At 69.6% G+C, this 16,822-nt stretch carries 13 protein-coding genes and 2 tRNA genes; 7 read left to right on the top strand and 8 right to left on the bottom strand.

The annotated features are described in order from the left end of the window. Positions 1–139: 139 nt before the first annotated feature. Positions 140–213 (bottom strand) — tRNA-Cys (locus ASC65_RS04430). A 143-nt stretch (positions 214–356) separates the two neighbouring features. On the opposite strand from ASC65_RS04430, the gene ASC65_RS04425 reads away from it, so the two are divergent. The 5 genes from ASC65_RS04425 to ASC65_RS04405 all read left to right on the top strand — a co-directional run bounded on the left by ASC65_RS04425 (position 357) and on the right by ASC65_RS04405 (position 6,994). Then, the gene (locus ASC65_RS04425; protein ID WP_056449895.1) at positions 357–986 is read left to right on the top strand and encodes a protein-L-isoaspartate O-methyltransferase family protein; all 630 of its coding nucleotides are present in this window, start codon (positions 357–359) and stop codon (positions 984–986) included. A gap of 127 nt (positions 987–1,113) precedes the next feature. Continuing rightward, positions 1,114–2,595 (top strand): TolC family outer membrane protein, encoded by a 1,482-nt coding sequence (locus tag ASC65_RS04420; RefSeq protein WP_056449893.1) that lies wholly within the window; start codon positions 1,114–1,116, stop codon positions 2,593–2,595. A 169-nt stretch (positions 2,596–2,764) separates the two neighbouring features. Continuing rightward, positions 2,765–3,394 (top strand): DUF2497 domain-containing protein, encoded by a 630-nt coding sequence (locus tag ASC65_RS04415; protein ID WP_056449892.1) that lies wholly within the window; start codon positions 2,765–2,767, stop codon positions 3,392–3,394. 134 nt (positions 3,395–3,528) lie between these two features. Next, positions 3,529–6,258: a valine--tRNA ligase gene (locus tag ASC65_RS04410; RefSeq protein ID WP_056449890.1), complete on the top strand. Its 2,730-nt coding sequence runs from the start codon at positions 3,529–3,531 to the stop codon at positions 6,256–6,258. A gap of 4 nt (positions 6,259–6,262) precedes the next feature. Further along, positions 6,263–6,994 (top strand): TlyA family RNA methyltransferase, encoded by a 732-nt coding sequence (locus ASC65_RS04405; protein ID WP_056449888.1) that lies wholly within the window; start codon positions 6,263–6,265, stop codon positions 6,992–6,994. A 139-nt stretch (positions 6,995–7,133) separates the two neighbouring features. On the opposite strand, the gene ASC65_RS04400 is transcribed toward ASC65_RS04405, so the two are convergent. Continuing rightward, complete coding sequence (locus tag ASC65_RS04400; RefSeq protein WP_056449886.1) at positions 7,134–7,784, bottom strand: glycine zipper 2TM domain-containing protein; 651 nt, start codon at positions 7,782–7,784, stop codon at positions 7,134–7,136. Between the two features lie 151 nt (positions 7,785–7,935). Here ASC65_RS04400 and ASC65_RS04395 point away from each other — a divergent pair, with 151 nt between their 5' ends. Continuing rightward, entirely contained in the window at positions 7,936–9,180 is a 1,245-nt protein-coding gene (locus ASC65_RS04395; protein WP_056449884.1) for a class I SAM-dependent RNA methyltransferase, read from the top strand. 8 nt (positions 9,181–9,188) lie between these two features. On the opposite strand, the gene ASC65_RS04390 is transcribed toward ASC65_RS04395, so the two are convergent. From ASC65_RS04390 to ASC65_RS04380, 3 genes are all read right to left on the bottom strand, one after another. Continuing rightward, positions 9,189–10,268 (bottom strand): PA0069 family radical SAM protein, encoded by a 1,080-nt coding sequence (locus ASC65_RS04390; RefSeq protein WP_056450452.1) that lies wholly within the window; start codon positions 10,266–10,268, stop codon positions 9,189–9,191. 207 nt (positions 10,269–10,475) lie between these two features. Continuing rightward, positions 10,476–10,560 (bottom strand) — tRNA-Leu (locus tag ASC65_RS04385). Positions 10,561–10,668: 108 nt separating this feature from the next. Beyond that, on the bottom strand, positions 10,669–12,255 hold the full coding sequence (locus tag ASC65_RS04380; protein WP_056449882.1) for an amino acid permease: 1,587 nt from the start codon (positions 12,253–12,255) through the stop codon (positions 10,669–10,671). A 145-nt stretch (positions 12,256–12,400) separates the two neighbouring features. On the opposite strand from ASC65_RS04380, the gene hrpB reads away from it, so the two are divergent. Then, positions 12,401–14,818 (top strand): ATP-dependent helicase HrpB, encoded by a 2,418-nt coding sequence (gene hrpB, locus ASC65_RS04375; protein WP_056449880.1) that lies wholly within the window; start codon positions 12,401–12,403, stop codon positions 14,816–14,818. A 3-nt stretch (positions 14,819–14,821) separates the two neighbouring features. On the opposite strand, the gene ASC65_RS04370 is transcribed toward hrpB, so the two are convergent. The 3 genes from ASC65_RS04370 to ASC65_RS04360 all read right to left on the bottom strand — a co-directional run bounded on the left by ASC65_RS04370 (position 14,822) and on the right by ASC65_RS04360 (position 16,742). Beyond that, positions 14,822–15,232, bottom strand: a complete 411-nt coding sequence (locus ASC65_RS04370) for a hypothetical protein (protein ID WP_056449878.1) — start codon at positions 15,230–15,232, stop codon at positions 14,822–14,824. A gap of 23 nt (positions 15,233–15,255) precedes the next feature. Further along, on the bottom strand, positions 15,256–15,948 hold the full coding sequence (locus tag ASC65_RS04365) for a M23 family metallopeptidase (RefSeq protein WP_056449876.1): 693 nt from the start codon (positions 15,946–15,948) through the stop codon (positions 15,256–15,258). A gap of 107 nt (positions 15,949–16,055) precedes the next feature. Next, a complete protein-coding gene (locus tag ASC65_RS04360) occupies positions 16,056–16,742 on the bottom strand; it encodes a hypothetical protein (RefSeq protein ID WP_056449874.1) in 687 nt (228 codons plus the stop codon). Positions 16,743–16,822 lie beyond the last annotated feature (80 nt).

The raw sequence follows: 16,822 nt of genomic DNA, 5'->3' as shown, positions 1-16,822 counted from the left end.
ATGTTCGACAGCATTCTTTTCTTCGTGGGGCGCAAGGCGCGGGTGGCCATCGCGGTGGCCATCGTGGCCGGCACGGTCAGCGCGGCGACGGTGATCGGCTGGATCACCGCTCCGGTCTAGTTTTCGTCGGAAGTCGCGATGGAGGCCTGAGCCGGAATCGAACCGGCGTACACGGATTTGCAGTCCGCTGCGTAACCACTCCGCCATCAGGCCGTGACCCATCCGGTGAGGGGTCGCGTCGTCGCGAGGGGCGTCAGCTATCAGATCGGATTGTCGCCCGCAACGCACAGACCTATAAGCGCGCCAGATTTCCGGCGCATTACTGCGTCGACCGCATAATTCGGGATTATCGACAGATGGATTTCGCCGCCGCGCGCAAGGTCATGGTGGACAGCCAGGTCCGCGTGAACGACGTCACGGACCGGGCCCTGCAGGCCGCCCTGCTGGAGACGCCGCGCGAGCGTTTCGTCCCGCAGGACCGGGCTTTTACGGCCTATGCCGAGGTCGAGGCCGACATCGCCGGCGGACGCCGCCTGATGCTCGCCCGCGACCTGTCCAAGCTGCTGATGGCCGTTGCGGCCCGCCCGGAGGAGACCGCCCTGGTCATCGCCGGCCCTTACGCCGCCGCCGTCCTGGCCCGCATGGGCCTGACGGTCACGGCGCAAGAATCAGACTCCGCCGTTTTTGAGGTGGCCGGTCCGGCCCTGGCGGACGCGGGCGTCCCCACCGTCGTGGCTCCGCTGAGCCAGCCTGCAGGCGAGGGCTACGACCTGATCGTTTCCGAAGCCGCCGTTCCGGCTCGTCCGGAGGCCTGGCTGAAGGCGCTGAAGGTCGGCGGACGCCTCGCCGTGGTCGAACGCGCCGGCCCCGCCGGCAAGGCCGTCCTCTATGTGAAGGGCGAATCGGGCGTCTCGCGCCGCGAATTGTTCGACGCGGCGCCACCGCTGCTTGCGGAGCTCGCCCCGGAACCTACCTTCGCCTTATGAGGCGCAGGCGACGGAGGCTTTGCCTCTGCGCGTGAAAAAATCTTAACTGGCGCGGGCCGATACGGTCACGCATCAGGCCTATAGGATACTTTGGGGCGCGTATCCTTCGCGCCAGGCAGGAATAGTCATGCTGAAACGTTCGCGCGCACTCGCCTCGGTTGCTCTCATCGCCGTGGTGACCGGCATGGGCGCCCCGGCCTGGGCCGAGACCCTTCAGGAAGCGATCGCTCTGGCCTACCAGACCAACCCGACGCTGCTGGCCCAACGCGCCAACCAGCGCGCGCTGGACGAATCGATCGTTCAGGCCCGCGCCGGCCTGCGCCCCCAGCTCGACGTCACCGTCAGCGCCGAATACGCCCGCACCTGGAACGAGACCCTGCCGGACACCGAGACGGACGGCGGCGGCGCCAGCATCGGCCTGTCGCAAACCCTGTGGACCGGCGGCCGTATCGGCCACGGCATCACCGCCGCCGAGGCCGACATCCTGGCCGGGCGTGAAAACCTGCGCGACACCGAACAGACCGTGCTCGCCGCGGTGATCCAGTCCTATGCCGACGTGATCCGCGACACCGAGATCCTGCGCATCCGCCAGGCCAACCTGACCGTGCTGCAACGCCAGCTCGACGAGGCCACGGCCCGCTTCGAGGTCGGCGAGATCACCCGCACCGACGTCGCCCAGTCCGAGGCGCGCCTGGCCCAGTCGGAGGCTGACCTGGCCAACGCCCAGGCCCAGCTGTCCGTCTCGCGCGCCGGCTACGCCTCGGTCGTCGGCCAGTCGCCGGGCGACCTTGCCCCGATGCCGGTCCTGCCGGGCGTCCCGACCGACTTCGACAGCGCGCTCGAGACGGCTCTGATCGACAATCCGGGTGTCCGCGGAGCGCTCTACAACCTGCGCTCGGCCGAGGCCGCAGTGGCCCGCGCCCGGTCGGAATATCTGCCGTCAGCCAGCATCAACGCCTCCTACGGCGGCTCCGTGAGCGCCGTGGACCAGTTCCTGGACCTGGCGGACAACACCCAGTTCCGCGCCGGCGCCACCCTGTCGGTGCCGCTGTTCACCGGCGGCCTGAACGGTTCGCGCGTGGCCCAGGCCCTGGAACGCGCCAACGCCGCCCAGATCACCGTCGAAGGCCAGCGCCGCAACACCCTGCAGGACGTCAGCTCGGCCTACGCCCAGACCCTGTCGGCGCGTTCGACCCTGCAGGCAGGCACCGAAGCCGTCCGCGCCGCGACCGTCGCCGCCGAGGGCGTGCGTCAGGAAGCACAGGTCGGCCTGCGCACCACGCTGGACGTGCTGAACCAGGAGCTGGAGCTGCGCAACGCCGAGGTCACCCTGGCCAGCGCCCGCCGCAACGAATACGTGGCGCAGGCCAATCTGCTGGCCGCCATGGGACGGCTGGAAGGCGCGGATCTCGATCCGACCCTGCCGATCTACGATCCGGCCTCCAACTTCAACCGGGTCAAGAACCGCGGCGCGCTGCCGTGGGACGGACTGCTGGAGGGCCTCGACCGGATCGCCGCACCGACGATCGTTCCGGCGACCGACCAGCCGGACGCGCCGATCGACCAGCAACTGAAGTCCGAGATCGTGCGGACAGCGCCGAACGAGTGATCGCCCCACCGGCGACTTTTGGGGCGGTCCGTTAACCTATGACGCGAAAACGCCCGTTGATTCCAGCGGGCTGAGATGCGACGACAGAGCTAGCGGGGGAGGGGCCGCCGTCCTCGCTGAGATTCGACCAGATTTGGCGCACAGGCCGCGTGCGTCCCGGGATTTCGCCATGACCGACCAGACCGCCCAGGAACCGACGATGGAGGAAATCCTGGCGTCGATCCGCCGGATCATCTCCGAGGACGACGCGCCGGCCGAGACGGCCGCGGCGCCTGCGCCCGCTCCGGTCGCCGTCGCCCCCGAGCCCGAGCCCGAGCCCGCGCCCGCGCCGGTTTCGCCCGCGATGATGGACGAGACCCTGTCGGTGCAGGAGCCTGTCTCGGCCGAGGAAGACGTCCTCGAACTGACCGACACCTACGAGGCCCCGGCTGCGGCCGCCGAAAGCATCGGCGACCTGGACGTCGCTCCGGCCCCCGAACCCGATCCCTTCCCGGTCGAGGCCGCCGCCCAGGCCGTCTTCGCCCCTCAGCCGGACCATCCGATGGACACGACCGCTCACGAACGTCTGGTCGGCGACAACGCCGCCGCCACGGCCGCCTCGGCCTTCGCCGGCTTCGCCGCTTCGCTGAAGCGCGCCGAGCCGTCGGAGCCGTCGTTCGGTTCGGGCCCGACCGTCGACGAACTGGCTCGCGCCCTGCTGCGCCCGATGCTGAAGGAATGGCTGGACGCCAACCTGCCGGCCATCGTCGAGGCCCAGGTACGCAAGGAAGTCGAACGCATCGCCCGCACCGCCGGCTAGCTTCACCTGCGACCTGATCAAGGCTAGATCATTTCAGGGCGGCTCCAGGCGGAGCCGCCCTTTCTCTTTTTCGGCCGCCCTCAATAGCGACACGCCGCGCGTGTCGCGGTAGGGCATCAAGAATGACCTCCCCCATGCTCGACAAGACCTTCGACCCGACCGCCGCCGAACCTCGCCTCTACGCCATGTGGGAGGAGAGCGGCGTGTTCGCGCCCAAGACCGACGGCGCCGCCGAGGCCTATTCGATCGTCATCCCGCCGCCGAACGTGACCGGGTCGCTGCACATCGGCCATGCGCTCAACAACACCCTTCAGGACATCCTGACCCGCTATCAGCGGATGAAGGGCAAGGCGGCGCTGTGGCTGCCCGGCACGGACCACGCGGGCATCGCGACCCAGATGGTGGTCGAGCGCCAGCTGGCCGCCGCGGGTAATGTCAGCCGCCGCGAGATGGGCCGCGAGGCCTTCCTCGAGAAGGTCTGGGAATGGAAGGCCACCAGCGCCGGCTCGATCCAGAATCAGCTACGTCGGCTCGGGGCGTCGTGCGACTGGTCGCGCGAGCGTTTCACCCTCGACCCCAAACTGCAGGACGCCGTCCGCAAGGTCTTCGTCCAGCTGTTCAAGGAAGGCCTGATCTACCGCGACAAGCGGCTGGTGAACTGGGACCCGCATTTCCAGACCGCCATCTCGGACCTCGAGGTCGAGCAGCGCGAGATGGACGGCTTCTACTGGCATTTCGCCTATCCGCTGGCCGACGGCGTCACCTATGAGCATCCGGTCGCGTACGACGGCGACAACCAGCCGACCGAGTACGAGACGCGCGACTATATCGTCGTCGCCACCACCCGCCCGGAGACCATGCTGGGCGACACCGGCGTCGCCGTGCACCCCGAGGACGCGCGCTACGCCGGCCTGGTCGGCAAGTTCGTGACACTGCCGGTCACGGGCCGCCGCATTCCGATCGTCGCCGACGACTACGCCGACCCGACCAAGGGCTCGGGCGCAGTGAAGATCACCCCGGCGCACGACTTCAACGACTTCGGCGTCGGCAAGCGCGCCGGCTTGGCCGCCCTGAACGTCATGGACGCCTTCGGCCGCATCACTGCGGCCGACACCCCGGACGTGCCCGCCGAGTACGAGGGCATGGACCGCTTCGCCGCGCGCAAGGCCATCGTCGCCCGCGCCGAGGAGGAGGGCTGGCTCAAGGAGATCGAGAAGACCCGCCACGTCATCCCGCACGGCGACCGCTCGGGCGTGGTCATCGAGCCCTGGCTGACGGACCAGTGGTACGTCGACGCCCACACCCTGGCCCAGCCGGCCATCAAGGCCGTCGAGCAGGGCGACACCGTCTTCGAGCCGGCCAGCTATTCGAAGATCTATTTCGAGTGGCTGCGCAACATCGAGCCGTGGTGCATCTCGCGCCAGCTGTGGTGGGGCCACCGCATCCCGGCCTGGTACGGCCCGGACGGCACGGTCTTCGTCGAGGAGACTGAGGACGATGCTCGCGCCGCTGCCCGTCACCACTATGACGGCGAGACGGCCCTGACCCAGGACGAGGACGTCCTGGACACCTGGTTCAGCTCGGCCCTGTGGCCGTTCTCGACCATGGGCTGGCCCGAGAAGACCGACGACCTGGCGCGCTTCTATCCGACCGCGGATCTGGTCACGGCGGCGGACATCATCTTCTTCTGGGTCGCCCGGATGATGATGATGGGTCTGCACTTCATGGACGAGGTCCCGTTCAAGCGGGTCATCATCAATGGTCTGGTCCGCGACGAGAAGGGCCAGAAGATGAGCAAGTCGAAGGGGAACGTCATCGACCCTCTCGGCATCATCGACGAGCTGGGCGCCGACCCGCTGCGCTTCACCATGGCCATCCTGTCGGGTACACGCGATATCAAGCTTTCGAAGCAGCGTATTGAAGGCTATCGCAATTTCGGCACCAAGCTGTGGAACGCCGCACGCTTCGCCCAGATGAACGAGGCGCGCCGCGCCGAGGGCTTCGACCCGGCCGGCGTCCAGCAGACCATAAACCGCTGGATTCGCGGCGAGCTGACCAAGGCCGAGCGCCAGGTGTCCTCGGCGCTGGAAGGCGGCCGCTTCGACGACGCCGCTTCGGCCCTGTACCGCTTCGTCTGGAACGTCTTCTGCGACTGGTACCTGGAGCTGGCAAAACCGGTGTTCAACGGCGCCGACGCGGCGGCCAAGTCCGAGACCCAGGCCATGACCGCCTGGACCCTCGACCAGACCCTGAAGCTGATGCACCCGGTGATGCCCTTCATCACCGAGGAGCTGTGGGACAAGCTGGCCGGGGAGGGCGCCCCCCGCGCCGAGGCGACCCTGATCGGCGCCCGCTGGCCGGAGCTGCCGGAGAGCTTCGTCGACGCCTCGGCCGAGGCCGAGATCGGCTGGCTCGTCGACCTCGTCACCGAGATCCGTCAGCTGCGCGCCGAGATGAACGTGCCGCCGTCGGCCAAGCCGCCGCTGGCCTTCGTCGCGCCGGACGCGGCCACGGCCGAGCGCATCACCCGCCATCGCGACCTGATCCTGACCCTGGGCCGCGTGTCCGAGGTCGCCACCGCCGACGCCGCGCCCGCCGGGGCCGTGACCTTCGTCTCGGGCGGGGCCACCGCGGCGCTGTCGCTGGCGGGTATCATCGACCTGGCCGCCGAGCGCACGCGCCTGACCAAGGAGATCGCGGTCTTCGAAAGCGACATCGGCCACGTGAACAAGAAGCTGGGCAACCCCAACTTCGTGTCCCGCGCCGCGCCCGAAGTCGTCGATGAGCAGCGTGAGAAGCTTGCCGAAGCCGAAGCCGGCAAGGCCAAGCTGGAAGCGGCGCTCAAGCGTCTGGAAGCGCTCTGATCCCGTGAAGACCCGGCTCGACCAGCTGCTGGTCGCCCGCGGCCTGGCTGACAGCCGGGCCCGGGCCAAGGCCGCAATTGAGGCCGGCAACGTCACCGTAGACGGCGCCCCGGCCAAGGCCGCCTCGCAGTCTGTGGCCGAGGACGCCGTCCTGACCTTCGTGGAGGCGCACCGCTTCGTCGGTCGCGCCGCCCTGAAGCTGGATCACGCCCTGAGCGCGTGGCCGGTGCGCGTGGAGGGCCGCGTGGTGCTGGACGTCGGCGCCTCGACCGGCGGCTTCACCGAAGTCTGCCTCGAGCGCGGCGCGACGCGGGTCTACGCCGTCGACGTCGGCTCCGGCCAGTTGCACCGGCGCATCGCCGATGATCCGCGCGTTGTTGATCTCGAACAGACCGACGCCCGCGATCTGACGCCGGAGCTGATCCCCGAGGCGCCGGGTCTGATTGTCTGTGACGCCAGTTTCATCGGCTTGGCCAAGGTCCTGCCTGCCGCCTTGGCCCTGGCGGCGCCGGACGCCGACCTGGTCACTCTGGTGAAGCCCCAGTTCGAGATGGAAGCCCGCAACGAGGTCGGCCGCGGCGGCGTCGTCAAAGACCCTGAGGCCCGTCGGGCCGCCCTCGACCGTGTCTCCGCGTGGCTGGAAGGCCGGGGCTGGTTCGTCGAAGCCACTGCGGAGAGCCCCATCACCGGTGGGGATGGGAACGTCGAATTCCTGCTGTGGGCTAAGCATTCTTAGTGGGCCGCGATCAGAAGGCTCCGCCTTCTCGACCCGAGCGCCCCGCCAAAGAGAAACCGCCGGTGGATTGCTCCACCGGCGGTCCCGTCACGTCGCCGATCGACAGGGGGGCTGAAAATAAATCGACGACGCAATTCGGTCAGTAGCGCGGGCAGGACTGCTCGTAGCGGGTGACGAGGCGCCCGTTGCGGTCGTAGCTGCGGGTCTCGACGGTGCGGCACCCGTAACTGTCGCCAGCGCCGTAGCGCGGATCGTAGGCCGTCACGCCCTGCGTGCCGTAGTAGCGGCTGTCACCGTAGTAACGGCTGTCGCCGTAGTAGCGATCCGTCGAGGCGTAGCGGTCGTCGTACCGGTCGTCATAGCGCGGCGGCTGCTGGTAGCCGTAGCTATCGTAGCGGTAGTCCGAGCGGTCATAGTACCGGTCGCAATCGGCGGCCGAGCTGTTGCCGACCCCAGCGCCGATGACTGCGCCGAGCACGCCGCCCAGAACGCTGCCTTCTGTACGCCGACCGCGAGCGCCCAACTGGGATCCGGCGATGGCGCCGATCGCGCCGCCGATCGCCGTGCCCGCCGCGGTGCGTTGGCCGCGGTCGCTACGGCAATACTCCGGCGTGTTGCGATAATCGTAAGCAGAACGATCGTCATAGCGGTCATAGCCGTACGGCTGGCTGTAGCCCGAACCCTGGTAGCTGTAGGTCTGGGCCGAGGCCGCAGCGGGCGCCAGCATGACGCCGACGGCGGCCATCGCGGTGGCGGCGAGAGCGCTGGACTTGGTCAGGCGAGCGAGCATCGGCGGATCCTTGTTGTTTCGGGCGTCTCGGGGAGGAGGCGTCCTTGTCCGTTGCGTCCACTTCTAGGGCTCGCAAGCTGAACGGCCTTTGAGCGTGGCGTTCATCTTCGTTCAGGTTTGCCCCCGGCCGCGGAAGCTCTAGAAGCGCCCGATGACGGAGACGCTGACCATCACCCGCGTGGGCGGGCAGGGCGACGGGATCGCCCAAGGACCCGACGGCCCCGTGTTCGCCCCCCTGACCCTGCCGGGCGAGACCGTGCGGGCCGAAGTGCGCGACGGCCGCGCCGAACAGGTCGAGATCCTGACGCCCAGCCCCGACCGCGTCGCGCCGTTGTCGCCCCACTACGGCGACTGCGGCGGTTGCTCGCTGCAGCACTGGGCCACGGAGCCCTATCTGGAATGGAAGCGCGAGCAGGTGCGCCTGGCGCTCGCCCGCGAACGGATCGAGGCCGAGGTCGAGCCGACCGTCGCCGTCCCGCAGGGCAGCCGACGGCGCGTCGCCCTGCACGTCCGGCGCGGGCCGGACGGGCGGGCCATCCTCGGCTTCAAGGCGCGCAAGAGCTGGCGGCTGGTCGAGATCACCGAGTGCCCGGTGGCCGATCCTCGCCTGGTCGCCGCCTTCCCGGCCCTGGCCCGCGTAGCTGAGGCCTTCCTGGAGCATCCGAAGTCGGCCCCGACCCTGCATGTGACCTGGACCCTGACCGGGCTGGACGTCGACGTCACCGGCGTCGAGCGGCGCTCGGGCGGCCTGTCGCGCGACGCCCAGATGCGCGCCATCGAGGCGTCCGCCGCCGCCGACCTCGCCCGACTCAGTCTCGCCGGCGACACCCTCGTCATGGCACGACAGCCCAAGGTCGCCTTCGGCCCCGCCGTCGTGCCCCTGCCGGCCGGCGGCTTCCTGCAGGCCGTGCCCGAGGCCGAGGCGGCCATGGTCGAGCGGGCCGTGGCGGCGGTGAAGGGGGCCAAGAAGGTCGCCGACCTGTTCTGCGGGGCCGGCGCCTTCACCTTCCCTTTGGCCGAACTCGCGCCCGTGCTGGCCGCCGACGGATCGGGGCCCGGGATCGCCGCCTTGAAGGCCGGCATCGCCGCGACACGAGGGATCAAGCCGATTGAGGCGCAGGCGCGCGACCTGTTCCGTCGCCCCCTGGCCCCCTACGATCTGCGCGGCTGCGAGGCCATCGTGCTGGACCCGCCCCGGGCGGGCGCCGTCGACCAGACCGCCCAGCTGCCAGGGACCAAGGCGGGCGGGGTCGTCTACGTCTCCTGCAACCCCCAGACCTTCGCCCGCGACGCCCGCGTCCTGATCGACGCCGGCTTCACGCTGGAACGAGTGACCCCGGTCGACCAGTTCCTGTGGTCGGCGCATGTGGAGCTGGTGGCGGTGTTCAGCCGCTAGGCTGGCGCTCAACTGGCCAGATCAAACAAATCCAGCTGCTTCTTCATCTCCGCCGGCACGCGGAACTTCGTCACGTCCAGATCGTGCCGCGGGCCGTCGAGGCCGTAGCGTTTCACCGCCGCCTTGAAGCGGGTGGCGATCAACTCGGCGACGGGGCCCGTTCCCTTCATGCGCTGGTTCCAGTCGGGATCGTAGTCGCGGCCGCCCCGGGTCTGCCGGATCAGGGACATGACGCGGGCGGCGCGCTCGGGCCGGGCATCGGCCAGCCACTCGCGGAACAGGTCCTTGATCTCCAGCGGCAGGCGCAGGATGACGTACATGGCCGTGGTCGCCCCGGCCTTGGCCGCGGCCTCCAGAACCGCCTCCAACTCGTGGTCGTTCAGGCCCGGGATCACCGGCGCGAAGCCGACTCCGACCGGGCAACCCGCATCGGCCAAGCGGCTGATCGCCTCCAGCCGCTTGGCCGGGGTGGAGGCGCGCGGCTCCATCGCCCGCGCCAGGCCGCGGTCCAGGGTGGTGATGGAGACGAAGGCCGAGGCCAGGCCGTCGCGTCCCATCGGTCCGAGGATGTCCACGTCGCGGGCGATCAGCACCGACTTGGTGATGATGCTGAACGGCTGTTTGAACCGCTGCATCACCTCCAGCACCGACCGCGTCGACTTCAGTTCGCGCTCGACCGGCTGATAGGGGTCGGTGTTGCCGCCTACATGGATGCGCTTGCAGACGTATCGGGGCCTGCTGAGCTCCTGTTCCAGCAGACTCGCGGCCTCGGGCTTGAAGAAGATCCGGCTCTCGAAATCCAGGCCCGGGGATAGGCCCATGTAGGCATGGGACGGACGGGCGTAGCAGTAGATGCAGCCATGTTCGCAGCCCTTGTAGGGGTTGATGGAACGGTCGAAGCCGATGTCGGGACTGGTGTTCTTGGCGATGATGGTCCGCGCGTGCTCGGGCGTGAGGGTGGTGCGCAGCGGCGCGGCGCCCGCATCGTCGCTGGTCCAGCCGTCATCAAAGGTCTCCACCGTCTCGGGCTCGAAGCGGCCGGTCGCGTTCGATCTCGCCCCCCGTCCTTTCGCGCCTGACTGAACCATGCAGAGAGGATGGAACAGGAGTGAGAACAAAGCAAGAACTTCATGCGCGCGCCCGTGATGAGACGGGTCGAGGGCCTGATTTCGAAATGTCCGATGGGCGCTTTGGCGCGCGCCTGTGGCGCTAAAAGGGACCTGTCCGTCGACCCGGAGGCTGCCTGAGGGAATCGCCACGGCGTCGCTCTTGAGCGCTGGCGGACGCGCAAAGCCTGGTGCGGATGAGAGGACTCGAACCTCCACGCCTCGCGGCGCTGGAACCTAAATCCAGTGCGTCTACCAGTTCCGCCACATCCGCATAGGTTCTGTCCAAGCCTCTAGGGGAGCCGGACGCGGTGGGCAATGCAGCCAACGAAAAAGGCCCGAGATTGCTCCCGGGCCTTCTGTCGTTTCGCTCGCGCGCCGATCAGGAGATCGGGGGAACCGGCGGCGGCGGAGCGTCGGGGTCCGTCTCGTGGACCTCGATCAGGCCGCGGCCCAGGTGGCTCTTGCGAACGCCGTACAGCAGATAGATCACCAGGCCGATGCCGCCCCAGATCGGCAGCACCATCTTGGCGTCGTGCGGCAGGTTCCAGAACAGGAAGGCGCAGCCGGCCGCCGACAGCGGGGCCATGATCCAGACCAGCGGGGTCTTGAACGGGCGCTTACGGTTCGGCTCCTTGACGCGCAGGATCAGCACCGCCAGCGACACCATGAAGAAGGCGAACAGGGTCCCCGAGTTGGAGATGTCCGCCAGCTGGCCGACCGGGAACAGGGCCCCGGCGATGGCCACCGCGATGCCGGTGAAGGCGGTCACGATGTACGGGGTCTTCCACTTCGGGTGGACCTTGGCGAAGCTCTCCGGCAGCAGGCCGTCGCGGGCCATGACGAAGAAGATGCGGGTCTGGCCGAAGATCATCATCAGGATGACCGACGGCAGGGCCAGCATGGCGGCCATGCCGAGGATGTTGCCGACGGCCGGGTGGTTGATCTCGCGCAGAACGTGGGCCAGGGCCTCGTTCGAGCAGACCAGCTGGCTGGCGTTTTCAGCCAGGGCGCAGGCGGCGGTGAAGCCCGGCGAACCCGGCTGGACCACCGAGCCGTCGAGGCCCAGGACCGGTTGAGCGCCGATAGCGGCGATCGCCCCGGCGGCGACCAGCAGATAGAAGACGGTGCAGATGGCCAGCGAGCCGATCAGGCCGATCGGCACGTTGCGTTGCGGGTTCTTGGTTTCTTCAGCGGCGGTCGAGACCGCGTCGAAGCCGACGTAGGCGAAGAAGATCGAGGCGGCGGCGCCGACGATGCCCAGGCCCGAAGTGCCGGCCGGACCGAACCAGCCGTTCGGCGCCATCGGCGAGAAGTGGTCGCCGCTATTGGCGATCAGCGGCGCGGTGAGGACGATGAAGGCCGTCAGGGCGGCGACCTTGATCGCAACCAGGATGGCGTTGACGCGGGCCGATTCCGTCGTGCCGATCATCAGCAGCAGGGTCACGGACAGGGCGACGATGATCGCCGGAACGTTGATGATGCCCGCAGAGAAGTCCGGCGACGGGATGAAGCCGTTCATGCTCCAGGTCGGACCAGCCTGCAGCAGGTCGGGCCAGTCGAACCCGAGCGCGTTTTCGATCAGGCCGAGCACATAGCCGGACCAGCCGACCGACACGGCCGAGGCCGCCACGGCGTACTCGAGGATCAGGGCCCAGCCGACCATCCAGGCCAGCAGTTCGCCCATCACGGCGTAGGTGTAGGTGTAGGCCGAGCCCGAAACCGGGGCCATCGAGGCCAGTTCCGAATAGCAGAGCGCGGCGACGGCGCAGACGGCGCCGGCGATGATGAAGCTCCACATCATCCCGGGGCCGGCCTTTTGGGCTGCAGCCGCGGTCAGAACGAAGATGCCGGTGCCGATGATGGCGCCGATGCCCAGCAGCGTGAGCTGAATGGGGCCGAGCGATCGGTGCAGCGATTTCTTCTCGGCCGTGGCCAGAATCGCGTCTAGCGACTTAATGCGCCACATAAATTTCCCCTCCGACTTGGATGCCGCCCTCTGCGGCTTGGCGCGGACGCTAGCGGCGAGGCGGGCGGCTGGCAACGCGGTTTCCGAATGGTGAAGGCCGGACGACGCTTTCATGACCCCCGGCGTTGCGGCTAGAGCGCATGGGATGCTCCCCATTCACGCCGTCCTCGATGAGCTGAAAGCCGCGCTCGCGGCCGGCAATGTCGCGGTGCTCGCCGCGCCCCCCGGGGCCGGCAAGACCACGGTCGTGCCGCTGGCGCTGCTCGACCAGGCATGGCTGGGCGACGGCAAGATCCTGGTGCTGGAGCCGCGACGCCTCGCCGCACGCGCCGCCGCCGAGCGCGTGGCTCGAACCCTCGGCCAGACGCCGGGCGAGACGGTGGGCTACCGCATCCGCCTGCAGAGCCGGATCGGCCCCAAGACCCGCATCGAGGTGATCACGGAGGGCGTCTTCACCCGCATGATCCTCGACGACCCGGCCTTGGAAGGCGTCGGCGCCGTCCTGTTCGACGAGTTCCACGAGCGTAGCCTGGACGCCGACCTCGGCCTGGCCCTGGCGCGCGAAACGCAAGGCTTGCTGCGCGACGATCTGCGCCTGCTGGTCATGTCGGCGACGCTGGACATCGCCGGGGTTTCCCGCCTGCTTGACGGGGCTCCCGTGATCGAGGCCGAAGGCCGGATGTATCCGGTCGAGACCCGCTATTTCGGCCGCAACCCGGCAGAGCGGTTCGAGGACGCCGTCGCCCGCGCCGTGCGTCAGGCCCTGGCCGAAGAGACGGGCTCGGTGCTGGTCTTCCTCCCGGGGCAGGGGGAGATCCACCGCACCGTCCAGCGTCTCTCCGACCGCCTGCCCGCGGGTGTCGACGTGGTCCCCCTTTACGGCGCTATGGACAAGGGGGAGCAGGACCGGGCCATCGAGCCGGCGGCGCCCGGCCGCCGCAAGGTGGTGCTGGCCACCTCGGTCGCCGAGACCAGCCTGACCATCGAGGGCGTGCGGGTCGTCATCGACGGCGGCTTGTCACGCGTGCCCCGCTTCGAGCCGTCCAGCGGCCTGACCCGGCTGGCGACGGTGAAGGTCAGCCGCTCCTCGGCCGAACAGCGCCGCGGCCGCGCCGGGCGAGTCGAGTCGGGCGTCTGCTATCGCCTTTGGGACGAGGAACAGACCCGCGGCCTAGTCCCGCACCAACGGCCCGAGATCCTCGAAGCCGACCTGACCGCCTTCGCCCTTGATCTGGCCCGTTGGGGCGCCCGCTCGGCCGAGGGGCTGGCCCTGCTCGACCCACCCCCGGCTGGCGCCTTCGCCGAGGCCAGGAAGGTGCTGGAGCGGCTGGACGCGCTCGACGCCACCGGCGGGCTGACCCCGCACGGCCGACGGCTGACGGCCATCCCGCTCTCGCCCCGCCTGGCCCATATGGCCGCGGTGGCCAGCGACGCGGGCGACGCGATGCTCGGCGCGCGCATCGCCGCCGTGCTCAGCGAGCCAGGGCTGGGCGGAAACGATCTCGACCTTCGCGACCGCCTGCGCGGCCTCGATCGGGATCGTTCACCCCGCGCCCGCGACGCCATCAAGCTGGCCGAGCGCTGGGCCCGCGCCGCCGGGGGCGGGAAGGGCGGCGAGCCCGACGTCGGCGCCCTGCTGGCCGAGGCCTTCCCTGAGCGGGTCGCCAAGGCGCGCGGCAAGCCGGGCGAGATCCTGCTGGCCTCCGGCCGCGGCGCCTTCATGGAGCCGACGGACACGCTGGCGCGCGAGCCCTGGCTGGCCGTGGCCGAGCTGGGCGGCGGCGATGCGCGCGACCGTGTCCGCCTGGCCGCCCCGGTCGACCTCGCGGCGCTGGAACATCGCCTGGAGGTCGAAGACCGGCTGTCGCGCGAACCCTCGGGCCGGATGGTGATGAAGCGGATCCGGCGCATCGGGGCCATCGTCGTCGACGAAAAGATCACGGGCGCGCCCGACCGCGCCGCCATCGCTGCGGCGCTGAAGGGCGAGGTCGCGCGCGATGGCCTCGCCGGCTTGCGCTGGGGCGAGCGAGCGTCTGCGCTGCGGGCGCGGCTGGCCTTCCTTTCAACCGTTGATGACGGCTGGCCGGATGTTTCCAACGAGGGTCTGCACGCGGCGCGCGAGACCTGGCTGTGGCCCTTGCTCGACGACGTCCAGTCGCTCGGCGCGATCACCGACGGCGCGCTCGAGAACGGCCTGCGGTCGCTGATCCCCTGGGATCGCCAGCGCGCCCTCGACGACCTGGCTCCGGCCCGGTTGGAGACGCCGCTCGGCTCGGCCGCCATCGACTACGCCGCCGAGGGCGGGCCGCGCGTCGACATCCGGGTGCAGGAGCTGTTCGGGGTGAAAGCCCATCCGACCGTGGGCCGCAGCATCCCGCTGACCCTGGCCTTGCTGTCGCCGGCCCGCCGTCCGATCCAGATGACCAAGGACCTGCCGGGCTTCTGGGGCGGCTCGTGGAAGGACGTGCGGTCCGAAATGCGCGGTCGCTATCCGAAACACCCCTGGCCCGAGGATCCCGCCAACGCCGAGGCCACCAGCCGGGTCAAGCCGCGCGGGACCTGAGACTTAGTGGCCGCCGTGGCCGTGCCCATGGCCGTGTCCGGCGCCGTGCCCGCCCTTGGCTTTCTTGCCGCCACCCGCGCCGCGCCGCAGCACCCGCACGAGCACGATGGCGGCGAGGCTGAACGGCAGGCAGACGGCGAAGACGCCGAGGATGAACAGGAACAGGAAGGGCGACGGGCCCTGTTCGAACCAGCTCAGGGCCACGAAGATCGCTGTGCTCATCGCCGTGCACAACAGGGTGTCCTGCAGCACGTCCAGCCGCTTGGGGCGGAATTGGGCGATGGACGGCGCCAGCACCGCGATGGCGAAGAACGCGGTGCGCAGCAACCCCTGCGGAACGACGCCCTCGAACAGGTCGCCGTAGAACTGGCCCAGGATGGCGAGGTTGTAGGCGAGATACTCGAGGACGTTCATGGGTGCGGGTCCATCCGCGGCGCCTAGGCGGCGCCGTTCAGCAGGCGGCCGTAACTGTCGACCAGGCTGGAGTAGGTGGGCACGAAGGTGACCGCGCCGCCGCCGCCGCCGCCGCTGGCGACCGGCGCCTTGATCTCGAAATGCAGGTGGATGGTCGTGGCGCTGCCGCCGAAGTCCGCCGACACCTTGCCGATGTGCTGGCCGCGCTCGACGTTGCGCGAGACAGGGGTCGGGAACAGGGCGTTCACCCCGGCCATGTCGAGGTGCAGATAGCGGTAGATGCGGCCGGAGTCGCCCAGCAGGGTGACGGTGTAGCTGCCGATCGAGGTGATCCGTCCGCTTTCGGCGGCGACCGCCCAGTGCACCTTCTTTTCGCAGGTGGCGGGGCGGATGTCCTGGCCCTGGTGGCCCTTGCCGGTAGGGCACATGCCGTTGGTCCAGGAGCGGCTTTCACAGAAATTGTCGCGCCAGGGATAGCTGTAGTTCCGGTCGTCGCACTGCCCCCCGGGGCCCGGCGCCGCGAAGCCGCCGTACCCGTAGACCTGGGAGTTGGCGTAGGCCGGAGCCTGCTCGATCGGGAAGCGCATGCCTGCCGCCCAAAGGGTCGCATCGGTGGCGCCGCTGCCGGAGCCGGGATGCAGCGCGCCGCCCGCTTCGTGCGGCCAGTCGACCGGCGCCGGCGTGGCGGGCGGGGTTTCGACGGGCGTCTCCGCCACCAGGCCGTCGGCCGGCGGCGGCCCGCCTTTCTCTGGCGTTGGTTGGCTGCAGCCTGAGGGCGAACATGCCGTGAGCGACAATAGGGCGGCGAGCGCCGTCAGCCGCCTCACGCGCCGCCCCCGTTCAGGAGCACCAGGCCCGCGGCGAAGCCGATGGCGTCGGCCTCCGTGCAGCCGGCGCCCTGGCTCTCGCAGATGAAGCTGACGTTATAGAGGGCGCCGAAACGGCGGAAGGCGACGTCGACGCCGTATTCCGTCTTCTCGGGGCGGATATCGCTCAGGCCGCGCGCCCGGGCCTGCGCCAGGGCCCGTTCGGTCGGATCCTGGACCCGGACGGCGGCCAGTCGACCCGCCCCGGCCGGCCGCGCCGCCGCCGCGGGTGCGGCCTGAACGCCGCCGCCGGCGACCGGCGACTGGAAGGCCTTGGCGGATCCGTAGATCTCGATGACCCGACCCGTGTCTTCGATGACGAGCATGTAGTGGCGGTCGCCGTTGTAGAAGGTCGCGGCGTTCAAAAGGCCGACGTCCGGCGGCGCCAGCACCGGTACGGTCGCGGCGGCCACCTGGGCCCCGAGTCCGGCCAGTCCCTTTTCCTGTTCGAGCTGGCGGTGGAAGCGGGTGGTCAGCGGGTCCTGCTGCGCGCGGACCAGGTCGGCGGCCTCTTCGCGGCTTGGCGTGAGGCCGACCTGCGTCGCCGCGTTCGGCGGCGGGGCCGGTTGTTGCGAGGTCGCGACCCCCGCGATGGCGGCGGCGAGCACCAGCCCGCCGACGATGGCTCCAGTCCTGATATTCATCCGAACGGCCCTCCGGCGTTAACCATAGCGTCGTTCTGTCAAGCTTTCCACAGGCTTGGCCGTATTTGAGAAACCGCCAT

Source organism: Brevundimonas sp. Root1279 (assembly GCF_001425945.1).
Lineage (GTDB): Bacteria > Pseudomonadota > Alphaproteobacteria > Caulobacterales > Caulobacteraceae > Brevundimonas.
Note: the sequence above shows the minus strand (reverse complement) of the source record. Positions and strands in the feature narration are given on the sequence as shown.

What these genes read in the sequence shown, in the direction of transcription:
- ASC65_RS04425 (WP_056449895.1), top strand. Translation starts at nt 357, where the DNA reads ATGGATTTCGCCGCCGCGCGCAAGGTCATGGTGGACAGCCAGGTCCGC.
- ASC65_RS04420 (WP_056449893.1), top strand. Translation starts at nt 1,114, where the DNA reads ATGCTGAAACGTTCGCGCGCACTCGCCTCGGTTGCTCTCATCGCCGTG.
- ASC65_RS04415 (WP_056449892.1), top strand. Translation starts at nt 2,765, where the DNA reads ATGACCGACCAGACCGCCCAGGAACCGACGATGGAGGAAATCCTGGCG.
- ASC65_RS04410 (WP_056449890.1), top strand. Translation starts at nt 3,529, where the DNA reads ATGCTCGACAAGACCTTCGACCCGACCGCCGCCGAACCTCGCCTCTAC.
- ASC65_RS04400 (WP_056449886.1), bottom strand. Translation starts at nt 7,784, where the DNA reads ATGCTCGCTCGCCTGACCAAGTCCAGCGCTCTCGCCGCCACCGCGATG.
- ASC65_RS04395 (WP_056449884.1), top strand. Translation starts at nt 7,936, where the DNA reads ATGACGGAGACGCTGACCATCACCCGCGTGGGCGGGCAGGGCGACGGG.
- ASC65_RS04390 (WP_056450452.1), bottom strand. Translation starts at nt 10,268, where the DNA reads ATGGTTCAGTCAGGCGCGAAAGGACGGGGGGCGAGATCGAACGCGACC.
- ASC65_RS04380 (WP_056449882.1), bottom strand. Translation starts at nt 12,255, where the DNA reads ATGTGGCGCATTAAGTCGCTAGACGCGATTCTGGCCACGGCCGAGAAG.
- hrpB (WP_056449880.1), top strand. Translation starts at nt 12,401, where the DNA reads ATGCTCCCCATTCACGCCGTCCTCGATGAGCTGAAAGCCGCGCTCGCG.
- ASC65_RS04370 (WP_056449878.1), bottom strand. Translation starts at nt 15,232, where the DNA reads ATGAACGTCCTCGAGTATCTCGCCTACAACCTCGCCATCCTGGGCCAG.
- ASC65_RS04360 (WP_056449874.1), bottom strand. Translation starts at nt 16,742, where the DNA reads ATGAATATCAGGACTGGAGCCATCGTCGGCGGGCTGGTGCTCGCCGCC.